The sequence below is a fragment of the Lysinibacillus sp. EB271-A1-10B genome (genome assembly GCF_058791335.1).
The window spans coordinates 77347-92153 of the sequence record NZ_JBYTDL010000009.1; the positions used below are offsets into that span (position 1 = coordinate 77347).

Consider the following 14807-nt stretch of genomic DNA (forward strand, 5'->3'; position numbering starts at 1 on the left):
AAAATGACTCTTTTACAACGATTAATCGAACAAGCTAAACAACCACGAGGATTCGTAGGCTCATTGATGTTACGAATTATGAATAAGGCACATAGCGGTATGAATACTTGGCTCATGAAACAGGAAGCTGTAAATGATGGTGATATTGTGCTAGATATTGGATGTGGAGGTGGAAAAACACTTCAATCCTTATCGAAAATGAATCCAAGTGGTAAAATCTATGGTATAGACTTTTCCGCGCAGGCGGTTAAAGATTCTACGAAATCCAATCAAATGGATGTGGCCAATGGAAAAGTGATCGTAACGCAAGCAAGTGTTTCAAGCATTCCGCACAAGGATAAGTTTTTCGATACGATTACAGCGTTCCAAACGCATTATTTTTGGCCGGATTTAGCAAATGATGTGAAGGAAGTATTTAGAGTGTTGAATGACGATGGGAAGTTTATCATCATTTCGGAGCTCTATAAAATTAATTATCATATGAAAGCTTATAAAACTAAGCCTGAAATCAAGCAGTTGTTTGAAAGTGTTGGGTTTCAAACTGTTACTATACGAGAAAACACGCAAAAAGGTTGGCTTTGTATTACAGGAATTAAATGAATCGTAGTAAATGGAGGATATATCAATGAAAAGATGTGAATGGGTCAAGCAAGATGAGCCTTTATATGTTGAATACCATGATAAGGAATGGGGTATCCCTGTCCATGATGATCAGCATTTATTTGAGATGCTCTGTCTAGAAGGGGCACAGGCGGGTCTTAGCTGGTGGACGATTTTACAAAAGAGAGAGGGCTACCGGGCAGCTTTCGACCAATTTGATGCATCGAAAATCATTCTCTATACGGAGGACAAGCTACAGGAGCTTAGACAGGATTCTCGCATTGTACGAAATAAGCTTAAAATTGCTAGTGTTGTAACGAATGCTCAAGCCTTTCTACGTATACAGGAGCAGTATGGTTCCTTCTCTCAATATATTTGGGACTTTGTAGACCATCAGCCGATTATCAATGAATGGTCGTCCATTGCAGACGTACCTGCTACAACAGAAATTAGCGAACGTATGAGCAAGCAATTAAAAAAAGATGGTTTTAAATTTGTTGGTAGTACGATTTGCTATTCATTTATGCAGGCAACAGGAATGGTAAATGACCATGTCGTCGATTGTTTTTGTCGCAGTGAAGGTGATAACTGATGAAAGTTGAGGATATTAAGGCTCAATTAGTAAGGCAAGCAACGATCTTTGAAACGGGTGGTATTAGACCTACACATGACCTGCTAGAAAGTTGGATTGGCTTTGTGGGATGGTCATTGCCTGCAGAGGAGTGTCCACAAGGGTTTCAGCCACTTGCTACATTATTTTTAAAGGAGCTTCCTTATGTACCGACATCGCTTCAACATATTGAGCTGCTAACGTTATTTATGAATGAAGAAATATTTGATCACCTGATAGAAGATGATCTTAGCTGTTTTTTTGAAATAAGAGCATATACTTCTCTAGAAGGTTTAGTCCAGCAAAATTGGCAGCATGACCGAATTCGAGCTTTCCCACTTATTCCGAAATGGATTATCAATGATTATCCGACATGGGATGGGGGAGGGATTCCGTCTGATGTGGAGGATGAAATTTTGAGGCTAGAACACGAGGAGGATGTTGAGTACTTCGATGATATCGTTGAAGAAATATACGCCGTCCATAAAATTGGTGGCTATCCAGCTTTTTGCCAAAGTGGTCGTGATTACGGTGAGGAATTTCCGTTTGTACTCCAAATTGCCTCAGACGAAAAGGCGTATTTTAATATCGTCGATAATGGGAATTTCTATTTCTTTTTTAATCGTGAGTTAAATGAATGGCGTGTACATTGCGATTTTTATTAGCGGTAAAATTATTTTCACGTACAAACAGCAATGCTACAGTGCTGGCATGATGAGGAGGAATGAAGATGAGGAGACATACTTCCGAAGTTAGAAAAGTAAAGAAGGTGAGAAAAATGGAAAACAAAACAGTCATTAAGAGTGGTATTAGTTTTGGCTCGGTATTGGCGATTACTATTTCTTGGAGTGTCAATCATTCGATCATTTGGGCCATCATACATGGTTGTTTAAGCTGGCTATATGTCATTTATTACGCGATATTTAGATAGAATCCAATCAAAGAAGCGCAAATACGGAACCTGACACTGTGCAATTGTTTATCGATACATTGCATTGTATACATACAATAACGAATGTGTACCTCGTTCATAACTTTGGAGCATTTAGCATAAATAACTAAGTGCTCTTTTTTTGATGAAAAGCTCATATTCAGAAAGATTACTAACATCTTTCCATGTATCGTAGAAGAAAGGTTGATAGGATGACACATCAAGTAACCGCCAAAAGCAATTTTGATTTTAATGCTTCTGGCGTTGATGAAATATTACAAAATGTAGCGTATATATTATCTACTTTCGTAATTTCTTGCCCTTTGTACAGAGATTTTGGTTTTAGACTAGACACTCTTCCACCTTTCCAGCTTGCCAAAAGACGAAATACTGCACGTCTTTTGGAAAGCATTCAACGTTTCGTGCCACAAGTTATCGTTATAGATGTAGATTATCTAGGAGATGCATATGTAGGAAAACTAGAACCAGTTGTGAAAGTTATCGTTAATAAATAAATTTTTAGGTGATTTTTATCCTTTACAACAAATTTGCCAGGTAAATTAAATGGTAGCCTGGCAAATTGATAAATATCATTTCGATAAGTGCTGTGCATAACAGGAAAATGGGATAAATTCATGATTTAAAAAGAGAAGCGTATTCTATTAAAAAGATGAAATGGAGACAATATATGAGAGAGTTCATAAAAAGTCTTTTTATTTTATTTTCCGTGATCGTAATAGCTGCTGCCTTGATTAAGTATAATCAACCTTCAATTGAAAGACCCATTCAAAAATATCCCAATACAAATTATAATGAAGAAGTTGGTGAAAAATTACAAAATACGAATTTTACAAAAAAAATTATAGTAGCGTTACGAGCAGCAGGCTATTATCCAGATAGTACGATTGGCTATTTAATTGAATCACCAAACAATCAAGTAATCACTATACCATTACATAATTTAGATAAATTAGAAAAGAGTACAGAAAGCGAAATCCAACATATCGTCAATAGTATTGCGGAAACAAATGATCTTCAGCTGTTTATCGTTAATGTCAGACTGATTGATAATTCATTAACAACAAGTAAGAATGGTTAAAGACCTCTAACAAGTTACAGAAAAATTGTGTGCTATAATCAAGAAAAGAGGTGATTATTCTGAGAATTTTAGTTTTAGGCGCCACTGGACGCGTTGGTAGCCACATTGTTTCCCTAGCTTTACGTGATGAACATAGCGTTACAGCTTTAGTTCGTACCCCGAATAAGCTAAACCTAAATGATGAAAATTTACAGATTGTACAAGGAAATGTATTAGAAAAACAAGATATCGAAAATGTCATGGCGAATGTTGATATTGTGATCAGTGCATTAAACACGGATGGCACCCATACATTAACCAAAAGTATGCCGCTAGTTCTTGAAGCAATGGAAGAGCTGCATGTAAAAAGAATTATAACGATTGGAACGGCGGGAATTCTACAAAGTCGTCTGACACCTAGTGTATTACGTTACCAATCGAGTGAGTCCAAAAGAAAAACGACCTTTGCAGCAGAGGAGCACCATAAGGTCTATCAGCTATTGAAGAAATCAGACACTGATTGGACAATCGTCTGTCCTACATACTTACCAGACGGTGAATACACGGGTACCTATCGCATTGAACAGGACTTTTTACCGGATGGTGGGGGAGAAATATCTGTAGCAGATACGGCAGAGTTTGCCTATCAACAAATTCTGAGTAAGGAATATGTAAAATCACGTGTAGGTATTGCGTACTGATTATTGTAAGAAGTAGATAAAAAGAGTTTTAAAGGTGTGGATATGCGTTAATCGAAGTAGGATTAACGCTTTTTTGTTGTTAAGGTAATGTTTTTGGTATGAACTTGAAATCTGTTGAAAACAATTGCACATATAAGATGATCGATTAAGAAGGGTTTTTAGGATGTTTCTGGAATATGTACACTTAGAAATGCGATGTATGGAAGACAATAAGGAGTGAAAAATATTTCTAATCAAAAAAGAAGATTGCCTAATATTGTGACTATCTTTTTAATTTTTCTCTATTATGGTGTGTTTTTATTATTGTATCTTCAAGGTGTAATTGGTGGAATTTCTTTTGTTGCTATACTATTGATTAATTTTATCATCTTATTAATTGTTCGCATTTTACTTAGAAAAAAAATATATAAAAGAAACATCACGCTTGCAATTTCCATGATGTTCTTGCTGTTTTGTTTCGAATTACCACTTATATTTTATGAAGGAACTTCGCATGTTGCATACATTTACAAAGAGCCATTACATGCCAGGGATACTGAAATCTATTTAATAGGGGTAGAGAGAGTAGATTTTCAATATATGGAGAGCATTCAATCTGTTGAAAATCTGTTAATTAAACAACAAGTTCCTTTTTTAGATGTTGCTGAAATTACGAATTTAGAAATATACGCGAGCAAAAATAGGCAAATATTAAAGTGGCTTCATCTTCAGAAAAATGAAGTAGATGAAATGAAAGAAAACGTGATTCATTATCTAGGTAAAGAAGATGAACATATTAATGATTTTTTTAATCAGGATAATATTGGTGGAAATAGTGCTGGCTTGGGGCTAGCACTAACAGGACGCATTTTGCGAGGCGATTTCCAAAACAACGTAGCAATTACAGTGACAGGCGCAATAAGCGAGAACGGTGACGTATTACCGATAGGGGTACTAAAAGAAAAAATTCTAATCGCAGAAAAATACGGTTTACCTTATCTGATTATTCCCACTAAAAATGCAGAAGAGGCAGCACAAATTCAAGAGGAGCAAAAAATCAACGTAAAAATTTTGCATGTGTCTCATATCGATGAAGCTGTCCAACTAATAAATGAGATGAATGGTAAAAATAAATGAAGAGAAACGAACATAACTCTAAATAAGCAATATTACTATTTTTCTGGTTATATGAGTAAAAAAACAAATATCGTATTTTTCCGTTAATTATCTATGAAATGAAAACTAAACGTCAACGATCTCTATGGTTTCAAGTTATGAATTAAGGTCACCTTTAATAATAGAAAGGTGACCTAAAAAGGTATTTCTTTAAATGATCAATAGTAGGTAGATAGTTTTCGGTGAAATCGGTAACTGTATCATGAATGAGCATGATTCATCTCCTTTCCAGTAAATCAGCCCTCAGATAGAACTAAATACCGTTTTACCACATTGTCATATTTCACAATTAAAATATCATCACGTTCTTTTGCTTTGCGCCAATCGGTAAATGGTTAGCTGTACCATTTTTAAAATCCTCAGCTTTAGTGGCACTAAATTGTATGTCACCAATATATTGATCTTCATTCATTTCAAGTTCATCGATCCATTCTATTTCAGTCTGAAAAATATTACCTTCCCATTGAAAAATATCTGCTTGGTTGTTCAATCTTAAAGCTTCAGCTGCGTCAGGTTTTTCAGAAGTAGAAGTATCTACTGTGCCTGTTTCATTACAAGCAACTAAAAATAAACTAAACAATACTACAATTAATAAAGAGTCTTTCTTCTTCAATATATCACCCACTTCATTCAGTCGGAGGAAATCCACAACTGTATTCAAAATTACTCATACGAACAATTATTTGATATGGCATGCAATGGTGTAATTTAATGAAAGAAGATCTCTTTCTACAATGGGTTCTCCACCTGCTTTTAGACACCTTTCACTAGCCAAATTAATTTCCTGTTGATTAAAATATGATTGCACCCCAGTTAAAAACACTACGCCAAAAACAAGTAATAGACCAATTTTTAAAAATGGCCTTTTCATTTTATCGCTCCTTCTTTTGAACATGAAGTTCTCTACATCAATACCAATGAATCCTTAACTCCTAGAAGTCACACAACTATTAATTACCGTTTTATGATGATGGCTATTATTTACAGTTTAATGGAAGAACAAAGGGAAGTACATATTACATAATTCCTTAAAACGTTAAATGTTTCTGTTGTTAAAGTATGAAATTAGGAAACGGGAAATGAATAGAGAAGGTTAATTGACATGTTGTATACATTTGTATACACTTTAAATGTAGTCGAGATTGTATACAAAAGTATACAAAGAGAGGAGAATAAATTTGAGAAGTGAAAAAATGAAGGAGTTTAGAGAAGAGGGACGTCATCGAGGAGGACGTCACAGAGGAAGAGATGGCTCTCATCACCATGGTCCTAAAACTTTCCGTCGTGGAAGAGCTATTGCTTTTTTAGAGACGATGAATTTAAAGCGTGCAACGATTAAGCAACAATTAGAGCAACCAGAGTTTCAATCGATTCAGCCAATATTAGTGGGGGAATTAAAAGCCATTGATATGGTCATCAATGAATTCAGTCAATTATTTGAAATACATGAAAGTGAAACGCTGGATACACCCGACAATCAACAGGATGAAAAATCTATAAACCATGATGAAGAAGGGAATAACCTAAATGAAAACAATTAATACTTACATTGATTCAGTGTTTCAAACGCAGGACTCTATTTTAGAGGAGGTTATTACATCCATTGAAGAAAACGGGATGCCCGCCATTTCTGTCTCTGCTTCCTCTGGAAAACTTTTAACAATGCTTGTCTCGATGACTGGCGCTAAAAACATTCTTGAAGTAGGAGCTCTCGGGGGCTATAGTGGCATTTGTCTTGCTAGAGGGTTCGGCAGTGATGGGAAATTAACTTCGCTAGAACTAGAGGAAAAATACGCGCAGTTAGCTTACAGTAATTTATCGAAAGCAGGTTTTGCTGAACAAGTGACCTATAAGACGGGACCTGCATTGCAAAGCCTCGAAAAGCTGGAGCAGGGCAATGAGCGATTCGATTTTTTCTTTATCGATGCTGATAAGGATAATTATGAAAATTATTTAAATTACTGTGTGAAGTTAGCAAAACCGGATGCGATTATCGTTTCGGATAATGTCCTTGCTAATGGAAGTGTGGCAGACCCAAATGCCCAACCAAAACGTTATACGGAATTAATGAAGAAATTCAATATTGCAGTAGCAAACCACCCTCAATTAGAGTCGATTATTATTCCAATCGGTGATGGTATGACACTTTCAAAAGTGAAGAAGTAAGCACCATTTTGTTTCGAAGGCACTGACGTACTACATGTTAGTGCTTTTATTGTTTTATAATTTTACTAGTCTACAAGTATAAATAATTGAGTATCCACCCGGCAATCCCAGTAATAATTCCAACTATAATTAAAATAAGCCCATGCTTTTTCTCATGATAATCACTTCTTAAAACAACGCCCATACAAATGGCCATAATACCACAAAACAATTGAAAAAAGACAAGTGCAAACGAAGCGTTTAACCAACCAATTAGTATGAGTAGGGATTTATAGTTCTTTTCAGTGTCCATACACATTCCTCTTTTCGTGTTATGTATATATACATTTTATTGGAATGTTTTATTGAAAATACATGATTTAATTTGGATATTATCAATAGTGTATAAAAAAGGGGAGCTACGATAAGTTAGGGTTTCAATAAAAAAAGACTGCAATCAAACTTAAGCTTGATTGCAGTCTAATATGAAATTAACGTATTTGATAGTATGCTTAAAGCATGAGGGGGCCTCTCTTATTTAATTCAATCTTAAATGTACTATTGGATAAGGGCGACCTGAACTATCTGTTGGATCTTCACTGACAATTGTGAAACCATTTTTGAAATAAAACATCTTTGCATTTTCATTGTCTTTATTAACATCAACAGACCTTACATTAAAATCTCTAATAAGTTGTTGTATTATTTGTTTTCCATAGCCTTTTCCAATTTCAGCAGGTTCTAAAAATAGCATTTCTAAATGCTGATGATTGGTACCTGAAAAACCTATCAATTCATTTTCCACAAACCAAAGTCTTACATCAAGATGTGGGAAATACATAGGGATTTCCTTTTTAATGTCTTCCTTATCTTTTAAACTTAAAAAATCATGGGTTTTGATAACGGATCTATCCCAAAGATTTATAATAGTTTCATAGTCATTAGTTGTTGCTTGTCTGTTTTTCATAATGTTCTCTCCTTTTTCTCTTCAAGTACCACGCTCCTTTCTCTTTATTATTTGAAGATTTTAACGATATAGCACCAATCTATATAAAATTTCATTTTTAATCTCCTCCTAAATTATGGGGTTTATTCTTTTAATTTTATGTAACGAAAATTGTAACATATGGTAATAGGAGAAACAAAAAATATAAAAGGGCCACCACAATAGTAGTGACCCTTAGTATCAAGTCAGGAGGTGTAAGGCTAAATTAGCTTTACACTACTATTTATATGATGTAGCGGAAATTAAAGTTAGTTTTGTGCCTGCAAGCTAGATTTATTTTTAAACTTATTCCAGCAGATGTCCAAACACCCGTTGAAATAGAGGAACTCAGTCAAAAAGCGACACGTCCTGTGGCATTATCGAAATCGTGTCGGCTTAGCACAAAGCTGATTCCGGACGCAATTGGGTGAGGCATAATTGATAGGATACCACTATCACAAAATCCTAGACTTAACTAATTTTAGTTCCGTTTGGTACAGATTGGTCAGGCGTTAATAAAATCACATCTCCTTCTACCGGAACGCCACCAATTACTAAAACTTCAGATTTAAAACCTGCTACACGACGTGGAGGAAAATTAACGATTGCTACTACTTGCTTATGAATAATTCCTTCTGGTGTATAGTGTTTAGTAATTTGTGCAGAAGATTGCTTGATGCCGATTTCTTCCCCAAAATCAATTTTCATTTTAATGGCAGGTACCCTTGCTTTCGGGAGTTCCTCAGCTTGGATCACAGTACCAATTCTAATATCAAGATTCATAAAGTCTTCTATAGTGGCCATAAAAAATACTCCTTTATTTAATTTTCAATTTGTATAAATTCTTGTAAATTCTTTTCGATGAAATTATTTATTTTTTCTATAGTAGTTGGATAAATATTTTCGAATATTACATAAAGCGATTCAAATGATGCATGGAGCTCTTTGTTATGATTTAATTCATCACGAGTAATAGAAAAATTCTCTAATGTAATAGGGTGATTATGTCGTTTTAGTTCTTGTTCTATTCTCTCAAGGAGTAAAATAAAGGGTTCATCATCAAAATACTTAAAACATGCTTTGATAGCTGCCCAACTTTTAGGTTGAGCCATGAAATAAGCACTCCACCAATAAAATTCGATAAGAGATTCACTAATATGAGTATAATAAACATTAAACATAAATAATGCTCGTTGGCCTTCTGTGAGTTCCTCATAAAAATGTTCTTTCACACCGATATTCGCTTCGTCGGACATTCTTACCTTAAAATTATTAATAAGTGGCTCGAAGCACCTTTCACATAAAGTGGAGCAATTGAAATCAAAATCCTCTTCCTTTACCTTTATTATCAAAATAATCACACTCCTTCCAAATAATATAACATTATGGCATTGGAATGTGCAGCGTTATTTACATACATTTTGGATTGTTATTCGTTTTGTATACTGCTAAAAGGGCAAAAATTAAAGCATTAGTTTTAGCCTCAACAAATAAATTTATTGTAAAAAAACGGTTAAAATATTTGTGGCGTTGTATAATTAAGTAAAAACTAAACAGAGCGGAAGTGGGAAGAAATGAAACAAATTATTGCATTAGGAGGAGGAGGCTTTTCAATGGAGCCTCAAAATCCTTTATTAGATACATATATTTTACGGCAGTCTAACAAAGCTAATCCTAAAATTTGCTTTGTCCCTACTGCAAGCGGAGACTCGGAAAACTATATTGCAAGTTTTTATTCTTTTTTTGACTCACAACCATGTATTCCGACGCACCTATCACTTTTTTCTCCACCTACGCGAGATTTAGAAAGTTTTATTATGGAAAAGGATATCATTTATGTTGGGGGAGGAAATACTAAAAATCTTTTAGCTTTATGGAAGGAATGGTCGTTAGCTAGCATTTTTAAAACTGCTTGGCATGAGGGAATTCTTTTAACAGGTATTAGTGCTGGCTCAATTTGTTGGTTTGAGGAAGGAATAACAGATTCATTCGGTGGAGAGTTAGAGCCGATAAAATGTTTAGGGTTTCTTCCAGGTAGTAATTGTCCTCATTATGATGGAGAAATCAATCGAAGACCAGCTTATCATAATTTGGTGAAAGCGAATAAACTCTCATCTGGAATTGCCGTTGATGATGGAGTAGCCGTTCATTTTATCGATCGAGAAATTCATAAAATCGTTAGTTCAAAACCAAATGGTAAAGCATATAAGGTCTCGTTGGATAAGGGTATCAATGAGGAAGAGTTAAATGTAGAATATCTAGGAAATTTAGATAAATAGTATAATACTTTCAAAGATCATTTCAAAGAATAAGCCTATTTTTCGAAGGTATTATTCTTACTTTTCTGGAATTTTAATTTTTATTCGAAACAAAATAGGGTAATCAAACGTAAAATAAGAAGAGGGGGGATTTGAATGAAATATGTATTAATCGGTGTTTTCTTAACATTGTGCGGTGTTTTCATATAGATGATTTTGTGGGGAATGGAAAAAATGTATTTAGTTCCAGGTATAGTTGGCTGTATTTTCATTGTAATTTCAATGGTTTTTTCAGGCTCCATGGCCAGTGGGGATCGGATGAGGGCAAATTTTGCTACCGAAACTACAGAACATCGAGACGAACGTCATAATATCACGATAAATTCCTTATACATGGCTTTACCAAATATTATTGTTGCGGTTTTATTTTATTATTTAAATTAATGATCAAGATTTTTGGAACCTTTAGTAATATGAAAAAAGCCTCTAATGAAGTTGTAAATCAAAAATAAAAGGTCACTCGGACAAAAGTGACCTTTTTGTTTAAACTGTAGTATGTTAGGCTGGTAAGTTATCCTACTATTACTATTGATGTTATTTAGCAATAGAGAGTATGGAATGATTGAATGTAACAATGATAATTAGCATTAACTTTTATTATTAAAAATCAGATTAGTAGTAGAAAACTTCGTTAATAATTCATGAATGTTGCTCCGACAATAATTAAAAGAATAAAGAGGACAACAATTAGTGCGAATGCTGAGCCGCCGCCGTAACCACCGCCGCCACCGCAGCCGTATCCGCCGTAACCACCGCCATATCCTCCGTAACAGCCACAGTTACCATAATTTCCACCTTGGTAGTATCCCATAAAATATCCCTCCCTTCTACAACCTATAATATGTTCATGTGTAGAAAGGAGGGGAGGTATTCATCTAGATTTTACTCAAATTCGTTTTAAAAATAGGAAAATTTATCATGAGGAATTACTCCAGAAAAAGGGCCACCAACGCTAAAGGTTCCTCGGATTTTTGACGTTTTTTGCACATTACATATGATATTTAAATAAAAAACATTTTTATAGAATAATAAAATTGAAACCATTACAAATTTCAACCGTATATATTAAGGAAGATTTTCGGAGGTGTTTGTACTATGACATTTATCGGATGGGCTATACTAACTTTTTCAATTGTATGTTACTTACCTTTTTTTATATGGCTTTCTGCTAGTTATCTTAGAAATGGTGATCAATCAAAAAGAAAAAATAACTATTGGTTATTCTTAATGATAGCTGGATTATTAAATCCATTGAATTTATTTTTGTTTAAGATGAAGGATACATATTTCTTGGCAGTAATAGTCAGTATCATTTTATTATCGAGCTTATTTATGTTCTTCATCGTTCGGCAAGATAAAAGAAAAGCGATGGAATGACTAACGAAACGTTTGAAAAAAATTGTGCTACAGTACACAAAAAAGTATTCCCTTGAATGTAGACTAATTCAAGGGGATATTTAAAAAATCTTGAAAGTTCTTCGCTATCTAGAGGATTCGATTTTACCTCTGCTTTTTAAAATTGTTTCTGTTCTAATACCCGCGTTGAAAACAGACACTATCATAATAAAGAAAAATAGAATTTGAATGAACCTATCTGCTGTCCAATAGCCTAAATAATTCATAAATACAAGGATGACAAATAAAATAGCAGAAACAATGGGGGAATAAAGGTGTAATTTACGAAACATTTCATTTCCTCCTTTTTATGTTAATAAACTATATTTTAAGGTTAACATAAAAGGAGCCTAAGAAAGACTCTTTCTAAAGTGGTTTATTCATTATTTGTTTCAAGACCAAAGTTGCTACTGTGCCTATACATATACAAACTGCATAAATAATACCGCTAATGATACCAAAAAAATCTAAACCAAAAGGTAAAAGAAAAGTAGCAATACCTACTATGTATGAGAATAGTCCAAATAGCTTCGCTAGTTTATCTTTATCACCAAAAAAACTTTCTTCTTGGTAACCCGCAATAAGCCACAGTTTCTTTTTTATATGGGTAAGGTAACCCATAATAACAAAGATTAAAGCAAGAACTATACATATAATATATCCAGCAATCATTTTCGCCACCTCGCTTATTTTAAGACTAATAAATATACGAATAAAACAAAAATGAGTTTTCCAAATTATTACTGAAGGTAATCTATTTCGAAGGTATTTCATCATATTAAACTGTAATGACTCTCACTAAGTATAAGTATAAAAATATTAAGGGAATTAAAATAACAATGAAAGAGAAGTAAAAAAGGGTCACTCGAACCAAAGTGACCCTAAACCACAAACTAGGAGGGCAAAGCTAAGTTAGCTTTACACTACTATTAATATGATTTGGTAGCTATGTTTGTATAGTGAAATGCCGTGAATTAGATTAAAAAATAAAATCTATGGGTGATGTTTCAAAATTGTATCTCTGTCACTTTTTCTACATGTACTTTTTATGGACATATATGTAAAAAGCATAGAGGTATATCTACTAAAAACAATTAAGAAAGTTTGTTACTTAAAGCCGCTTGTAATACTACATTTGCAAACTCATGATCATTGATAACATAAAGTACTTCGTCCGGCTCAACCCAAATGCGCGAAATCGTTTCATGTTCTCGAAGAAACGGGAGACAGTCTTGAACTTCCATACAATAAAACATTTGATAACCGATTAACGGGTACTTTCCATCAGCTTTGAATAAAGGATTCTCTTCGTGGCTAACTTCAATTGCTCCTATATAGTTGATAGGACCCTTTACATAGCCTTCTTCAAATGCCTCTCTATGAAATGCTTCTTCAGGTGTTTCTCCATTTTCTATATGACCGCCAGGAAAGTTAAATCCTCGCCCGTCTACATGAACTAACAAAACATTCCCATTATAAAAACAAACTCCATGTACACTTGTTGCTTTGCTATAATCATGAATATTTTTATTTGGTAACCACGTAAGTTTAAGATAATGTCCGCCCCAGTCCACATAAGTTTGGTTGTTCATATGTTGCCTCCTTTTTATGTAGGAAATCATTATATTTCCATTTTAGTTAATAAAAATATATATGTATCATCCTTTAATAAAGAAAAATACAAGTTTTAAGGGCCAGGGTCAATCTGGAAATAAAGCACAAAAGCCGGCGAGTGATGATGGGGGTTCATCAACTAAACAAAATACAAAAAGAGTCACATTTAACTAGGTGTGGCTTTTTCTTATGCATCTAATAGCTATAAAAAGAAACAATGGAAGTCAACTTAATGCCAGAGCACTAGGGTGCAGCGATATTTGACATCAACTATACGCAACGAAAGAGGTGGTACTATGCAAATAACAGATGGTAAATGGATTTTTGATTCTGAGGTGATCGATGAAATTGCGAACAAAATACAACGAGATGAGCAGGAGCGAGAGATGGTAAATGCTTTTGCACGTTATGCCTACCTTCGATACAAGCAAATTCGAGACAGTGTAAATCCTCGTAAATGTAGATATATGAGGATTGATCAAGTGCGTGAACAATTAAAATCAACAGCGAAGCTACGAATAGTGAGCAGTCGATTTTCTATTTCAGAAGAAGAAGTTGTTTATATCGTAGATTTTGTGAAAAAGTATTTGAAGTATGTTAAATAAATCAAAATCTCCCGGTCATAAAAATTAACCCGGGAGATTTTATTTGGTTGTTGATTCTCTTGAACGACAGGTAGGTATCTCGACTTTGAACGTGCACAGCCTCTTAGGTTTGTAAAAAGGTCGAAAGGATATCATTTCTCATCTCTCCACACTATATAGTATGATAAAGTGTAGAATTAAGGAGCGTGAGAATATGAGATTCATTAAATTCCTTCTGGTTATTGTCATTGTCCTCGGTGCTATTGGCTATGGGGTTTATCATTATGGTGTGAAGTTTGCTTCCGAAAAAGTCGCTGATACAATTTCTTCAGAATTAGAGGAAAGTGGTCAAATGGATGAAATTAAAAATACGATTGAAAGCGACCCTCAATTAAAATCATTTATGGAAGAGGCTAAAACTGCAGATAGTAGCAAGTTACCGTTTTCAACAAAAGAAGAGGCGACAAAAGTAATCATTCAAAAAGTTGGCATTTCGGAGCTTAATAATATAAGAACAAAAGTACAAAATGGTTCAATGACGAAAGAACAGATTATTCAAGAGATGGAAGGGAAATTAACAGACGAAGAAATTTTGGCACTAAAAGTAATCGTCTATAAAGAATTATATAAATAAAACGTTTACAGACTATAAAAAGTAAAACTACAGGACATGCAATTGTTGCGTGTCCTA

General features: G+C 34.2%; 25 protein-coding genes. 15 read left to right on the forward strand and 10 right to left on the reverse strand.

Going from position 1 to position 14807, the window contains the following annotated elements; all coding sequences use genetic code 11:
* Positions 1 to 3: 3 nt before the first annotated feature.
* The 8 genes from AC3WSK_RS13610 to AC3WSK_RS13645 all read left to right on the forward strand — a co-directional run bounded on the left by AC3WSK_RS13610 (position 4) and on the right by AC3WSK_RS13645 (position 5036).
* Positions 4 to 600, forward strand: coding sequence for a class I SAM-dependent methyltransferase (locus AC3WSK_RS13610; RefSeq protein ID WP_079560945.1), 597 nt, complete (start codon positions 4 to 6; stop codon positions 598 to 600).
* 25 nt (positions 601 to 625) lie between these two features.
* Complete coding sequence (locus AC3WSK_RS13615; RefSeq protein WP_079560946.1) at positions 626 to 1192, forward strand: DNA-3-methyladenine glycosylase I; 567 nt, start codon at positions 626 to 628, stop codon at positions 1190 to 1192.
* Positions 1192 to 1875 (forward strand): DUF1963 domain-containing protein, encoded by a 684-nt coding sequence (locus AC3WSK_RS13620; RefSeq protein ID WP_079560947.1) that lies wholly within the window; start codon positions 1192 to 1194, stop codon positions 1873 to 1875. The genes AC3WSK_RS13615 and AC3WSK_RS13620 overlap by 1 nt, the downstream gene beginning before the upstream one ends.
* A 65-nt stretch (positions 1876 to 1940) precedes the next feature.
* Positions 1941 to 2141, forward strand: coding sequence for a hypothetical protein (locus tag AC3WSK_RS13625; protein WP_079560948.1), 201 nt, complete (start codon positions 1941 to 1943; stop codon positions 2139 to 2141).
* A gap of 212 nt (positions 2142 to 2353) precedes the next feature.
* Positions 2354 to 2656 (forward strand): hypothetical protein, encoded by a 303-nt coding sequence (locus tag AC3WSK_RS13630; protein ID WP_492413907.1) that lies wholly within the window; start codon positions 2354 to 2356, stop codon positions 2654 to 2656.
* A 173-nt stretch (positions 2657 to 2829) separates the two neighbouring features.
* Positions 2830 to 3240 carry a hypothetical protein gene (locus tag AC3WSK_RS13635; RefSeq protein ID WP_492413905.1) on the forward strand — a complete coding sequence of 137 codons (411 nt, stop codon included), beginning with the start codon at positions 2830 to 2832 and terminating at the stop codon, positions 3238 to 3240.
* Between the two features lie 59 nt (positions 3241 to 3299).
* Positions 3300 to 3920 (forward strand): NAD(P)-dependent oxidoreductase, encoded by a 621-nt coding sequence (locus AC3WSK_RS13640; RefSeq protein WP_492414008.1) that lies wholly within the window; start codon positions 3300 to 3302, stop codon positions 3918 to 3920.
* 216 nt (positions 3921 to 4136) lie between these two features.
* Positions 4137 to 5036 carry a S16 family serine protease gene (locus tag AC3WSK_RS13645; protein WP_492413903.1) on the forward strand — a complete coding sequence of 300 codons (900 nt, stop codon included), beginning with the start codon at positions 4137 to 4139 and terminating at the stop codon, positions 5034 to 5036.
* A 328-nt stretch (positions 5037 to 5364) separates the two neighbouring features.
* On the opposite strand, the gene AC3WSK_RS13650 is transcribed toward AC3WSK_RS13645, so the two are convergent.
* Together AC3WSK_RS13650 and AC3WSK_RS13655 are read right to left on the reverse strand one after the other, a co-directional pair.
* Complete coding sequence (locus AC3WSK_RS13650) at positions 5365 to 5688, reverse strand: hypothetical protein (protein WP_492413901.1); 324 nt, start codon at positions 5686 to 5688, stop codon at positions 5365 to 5367.
* 66 nt (positions 5689 to 5754) lie between these two features.
* Positions 5755 to 5946 carry a hypothetical protein gene (locus tag AC3WSK_RS13655; protein ID WP_079560952.1) on the reverse strand — a complete coding sequence of 64 codons (192 nt, stop codon included), beginning with the start codon at positions 5944 to 5946 and terminating at the stop codon, positions 5755 to 5757.
* 322 nt (positions 5947 to 6268) lie between these two features.
* On the opposite strand from AC3WSK_RS13655, the gene AC3WSK_RS13660 reads away from it, so the two are divergent.
* Both AC3WSK_RS13660 and AC3WSK_RS13665 read left to right on the forward strand, forming a co-directional pair.
* A complete protein-coding gene (locus AC3WSK_RS13660; protein WP_492414006.1) occupies positions 6269 to 6616 on the forward strand; it encodes a hypothetical protein in 348 nt (115 codons plus the stop codon).
* Entirely contained in the window at positions 6603 to 7241 is a 639-nt protein-coding gene (locus AC3WSK_RS13665; protein ID WP_492413899.1) for an O-methyltransferase, read from the forward strand. The genes AC3WSK_RS13660 and AC3WSK_RS13665 overlap by 14 nt, the downstream gene beginning before the upstream one ends.
* Positions 7242 to 7311: 70 nt before the next feature.
* Here AC3WSK_RS13665 and AC3WSK_RS13670 read toward each other — a convergent pair whose 3' ends face one another.
* From AC3WSK_RS13670 to AC3WSK_RS13685, 4 genes are all read right to left on the reverse strand, one after another.
* Complete coding sequence (locus AC3WSK_RS13670) at positions 7312 to 7533, reverse strand: hypothetical protein (RefSeq protein WP_079560955.1); 222 nt, start codon at positions 7531 to 7533, stop codon at positions 7312 to 7314.
* Between the two features lie 225 nt (positions 7534 to 7758).
* Positions 7759 to 8187, reverse strand: coding sequence for a GNAT family N-acetyltransferase (locus AC3WSK_RS13675; RefSeq protein ID WP_427484275.1), 429 nt, complete (start codon positions 8185 to 8187; stop codon positions 7759 to 7761).
* Between the two features lie 489 nt (positions 8188 to 8676).
* Positions 8677 to 9009 (reverse strand): chaperone CsaA, encoded by a 333-nt coding sequence (csaA, locus tag AC3WSK_RS13680; protein WP_427484274.1) that lies wholly within the window; start codon positions 9007 to 9009, stop codon positions 8677 to 8679.
* Positions 9010 to 9026: 17 nt separating this feature from the next.
* Positions 9027 to 9557: a hypothetical protein gene (locus AC3WSK_RS13685; RefSeq protein ID WP_492413896.1), complete on the reverse strand. Its 531-nt coding sequence runs from the start codon at positions 9555 to 9557 to the stop codon at positions 9027 to 9029.
* Positions 9558 to 9779: 222 nt separating this feature from the next.
* Here AC3WSK_RS13685 and AC3WSK_RS13690 point away from each other — a divergent pair, with 222 nt between their 5' ends.
* Both AC3WSK_RS13690 and AC3WSK_RS13695 read left to right on the forward strand, forming a co-directional pair.
* Positions 9780 to 10484 (forward strand): Type 1 glutamine amidotransferase-like domain-containing protein, encoded by a 705-nt coding sequence (locus tag AC3WSK_RS13690; RefSeq protein ID WP_427484272.1) that lies wholly within the window; start codon positions 9780 to 9782, stop codon positions 10482 to 10484.
* 204 nt (positions 10485 to 10688) lie between these two features.
* The gene (locus AC3WSK_RS13695; protein WP_492413894.1) at positions 10689 to 10907 is read left to right on the forward strand and encodes a DUF5316 domain-containing protein; all 219 of its coding nucleotides are present in this window, start codon (positions 10689 to 10691) and stop codon (positions 10905 to 10907) included.
* Between the two features lie 247 nt (positions 10908 to 11154).
* Here AC3WSK_RS13695 and AC3WSK_RS13700 read toward each other — a convergent pair whose 3' ends face one another.
* Positions 11155 to 11334 carry a YjcZ family sporulation protein gene (locus AC3WSK_RS13700; protein ID WP_079560960.1) on the reverse strand — a complete coding sequence of 60 codons (180 nt, stop codon included), beginning with the start codon at positions 11332 to 11334 and terminating at the stop codon, positions 11155 to 11157.
* Positions 11335 to 11618: 284 nt separating this feature from the next.
* Here AC3WSK_RS13700 and AC3WSK_RS13705 point away from each other — a divergent pair, with 284 nt between their 5' ends.
* Positions 11619 to 11900 (forward strand): hypothetical protein, encoded by a 282-nt coding sequence (locus AC3WSK_RS13705; protein WP_492413892.1) that lies wholly within the window; start codon positions 11619 to 11621, stop codon positions 11898 to 11900.
* A gap of 104 nt (positions 11901 to 12004) precedes the next feature.
* On the opposite strand, the gene AC3WSK_RS13710 is transcribed toward AC3WSK_RS13705, so the two are convergent.
* From AC3WSK_RS13710 to AC3WSK_RS13720, 3 genes are all read right to left on the reverse strand, one after another.
* Positions 12005 to 12211 carry a hypothetical protein gene (locus AC3WSK_RS13710; protein WP_079560962.1) on the reverse strand — a complete coding sequence of 69 codons (207 nt, stop codon included), beginning with the start codon at positions 12209 to 12211 and terminating at the stop codon, positions 12005 to 12007.
* Between the two features lie 73 nt (positions 12212 to 12284).
* Positions 12285 to 12590, reverse strand: coding sequence for a DUF3784 domain-containing protein (locus tag AC3WSK_RS13715; RefSeq protein WP_492413890.1), 306 nt, complete (start codon positions 12588 to 12590; stop codon positions 12285 to 12287).
* Between the two features lie 422 nt (positions 12591 to 13012).
* Positions 13013 to 13510: an NUDIX hydrolase gene (locus AC3WSK_RS13720; protein WP_492413888.1), complete on the reverse strand. Its 498-nt coding sequence runs from the start codon at positions 13508 to 13510 to the stop codon at positions 13013 to 13015.
* Between the two features lie 282 nt (positions 13511 to 13792).
* Between AC3WSK_RS13720 and AC3WSK_RS13725 the strand changes: the two genes are divergently transcribed.
* Positions 13793 to 14137 carry a hypothetical protein gene (locus AC3WSK_RS13725; RefSeq protein WP_492535046.1) on the forward strand — a complete coding sequence of 115 codons (345 nt, stop codon included), beginning with the start codon at positions 13793 to 13795 and terminating at the stop codon, positions 14135 to 14137.
* 193 nt (positions 14138 to 14330) lie between these two features.
* On the forward strand, positions 14331 to 14750 hold the full coding sequence (locus tag AC3WSK_RS13730; RefSeq protein ID WP_079560966.1) for a hypothetical protein: 420 nt from the start codon (positions 14331 to 14333) through the stop codon (positions 14748 to 14750).
* Positions 14751 to 14807: the final 57 nt, after the last annotated feature.

Excerpts from the sequence above, each read along its gene's own strand:
- AC3WSK_RS13625 (WP_079560948.1), top strand. The coding sequence starts at position 1,941 with ATGAGGAGACATACTTCCGAAGTTAGAAAAGTAAAGAAGGTGAGAAAA.
- AC3WSK_RS13690 (WP_427484272.1), top strand. The coding sequence starts at position 9,780 with ATGAAACAAATTATTGCATTAGGAGGAGGAGGCTTTTCAATGGAGCCT.
- AC3WSK_RS13620 (WP_079560947.1), top strand. The coding sequence starts at position 1,192 with ATGAAAGTTGAGGATATTAAGGCTCAATTAGTAAGGCAAGCAACGATC.
- AC3WSK_RS13630 (WP_492413907.1), top strand. The coding sequence starts at position 2,354 with ATGACACATCAAGTAACCGCCAAAAGCAATTTTGATTTTAATGCTTCT.
- AC3WSK_RS13710 (WP_079560962.1), bottom strand. The coding sequence starts at position 12,211 with ATGTTTCGTAAATTACACCTTTATTCCCCCATTGTTTCTGCTATTTTA.
- AC3WSK_RS13705 (WP_492413892.1), top strand. The coding sequence starts at position 11,619 with ATGACATTTATCGGATGGGCTATACTAACTTTTTCAATTGTATGTTAC.
- AC3WSK_RS13665 (WP_492413899.1), top strand. The coding sequence starts at position 6,603 with ATGAAAACAATTAATACTTACATTGATTCAGTGTTTCAAACGCAGGAC.
- AC3WSK_RS13695 (WP_492413894.1), top strand. The coding sequence starts at position 10,689 with ATGGAAAAAATGTATTTAGTTCCAGGTATAGTTGGCTGTATTTTCATT.
- AC3WSK_RS13670 (WP_079560955.1), bottom strand. The coding sequence starts at position 7,533 with ATGGACACTGAAAAGAACTATAAATCCCTACTCATACTAATTGGTTGG.
- AC3WSK_RS13615 (WP_079560946.1), top strand. The coding sequence starts at position 626 with ATGAAAAGATGTGAATGGGTCAAGCAAGATGAGCCTTTATATGTTGAA.
- csaA (WP_427484274.1), bottom strand. The coding sequence starts at position 9,009 with ATGGCCACTATAGAAGACTTTATGAATCTTGATATTAGAATTGGTACT.
- AC3WSK_RS13675 (WP_427484275.1), bottom strand. The coding sequence starts at position 8,187 with ATGAAAAACAGACAAGCAACAACTAATGACTATGAAACTATTATAAAT.
- AC3WSK_RS13700 (WP_079560960.1), bottom strand. The coding sequence starts at position 11,334 with ATGGGATACTACCAAGGTGGAAATTATGGTAACTGTGGCTGTTACGGA.
- AC3WSK_RS13655 (WP_079560952.1), bottom strand. The coding sequence starts at position 5,946 with ATGAAAAGGCCATTTTTAAAAATTGGTCTATTACTTGTTTTTGGCGTA.
- AC3WSK_RS13635 (WP_492413905.1), top strand. The coding sequence starts at position 2,830 with ATGAGAGAGTTCATAAAAAGTCTTTTTATTTTATTTTCCGTGATCGTA.
- AC3WSK_RS13610 (WP_079560945.1), top strand. The coding sequence starts at position 4 with ATGACTCTTTTACAACGATTAATCGAACAAGCTAAACAACCACGAGGA.
- AC3WSK_RS13720 (WP_492413888.1), bottom strand. The coding sequence starts at position 13,510 with ATGAACAACCAAACTTATGTGGACTGGGGCGGACATTATCTTAAACTT.
- AC3WSK_RS13715 (WP_492413890.1), bottom strand. The coding sequence starts at position 12,590 with ATGATTGCTGGATATATTATATGTATAGTTCTTGCTTTAATCTTTGTT.
- AC3WSK_RS13730 (WP_079560966.1), top strand. The coding sequence starts at position 14,331 with ATGAGATTCATTAAATTCCTTCTGGTTATTGTCATTGTCCTCGGTGCT.
- AC3WSK_RS13660 (WP_492414006.1), top strand. The coding sequence starts at position 6,269 with ATGAAGGAGTTTAGAGAAGAGGGACGTCATCGAGGAGGACGTCACAGA.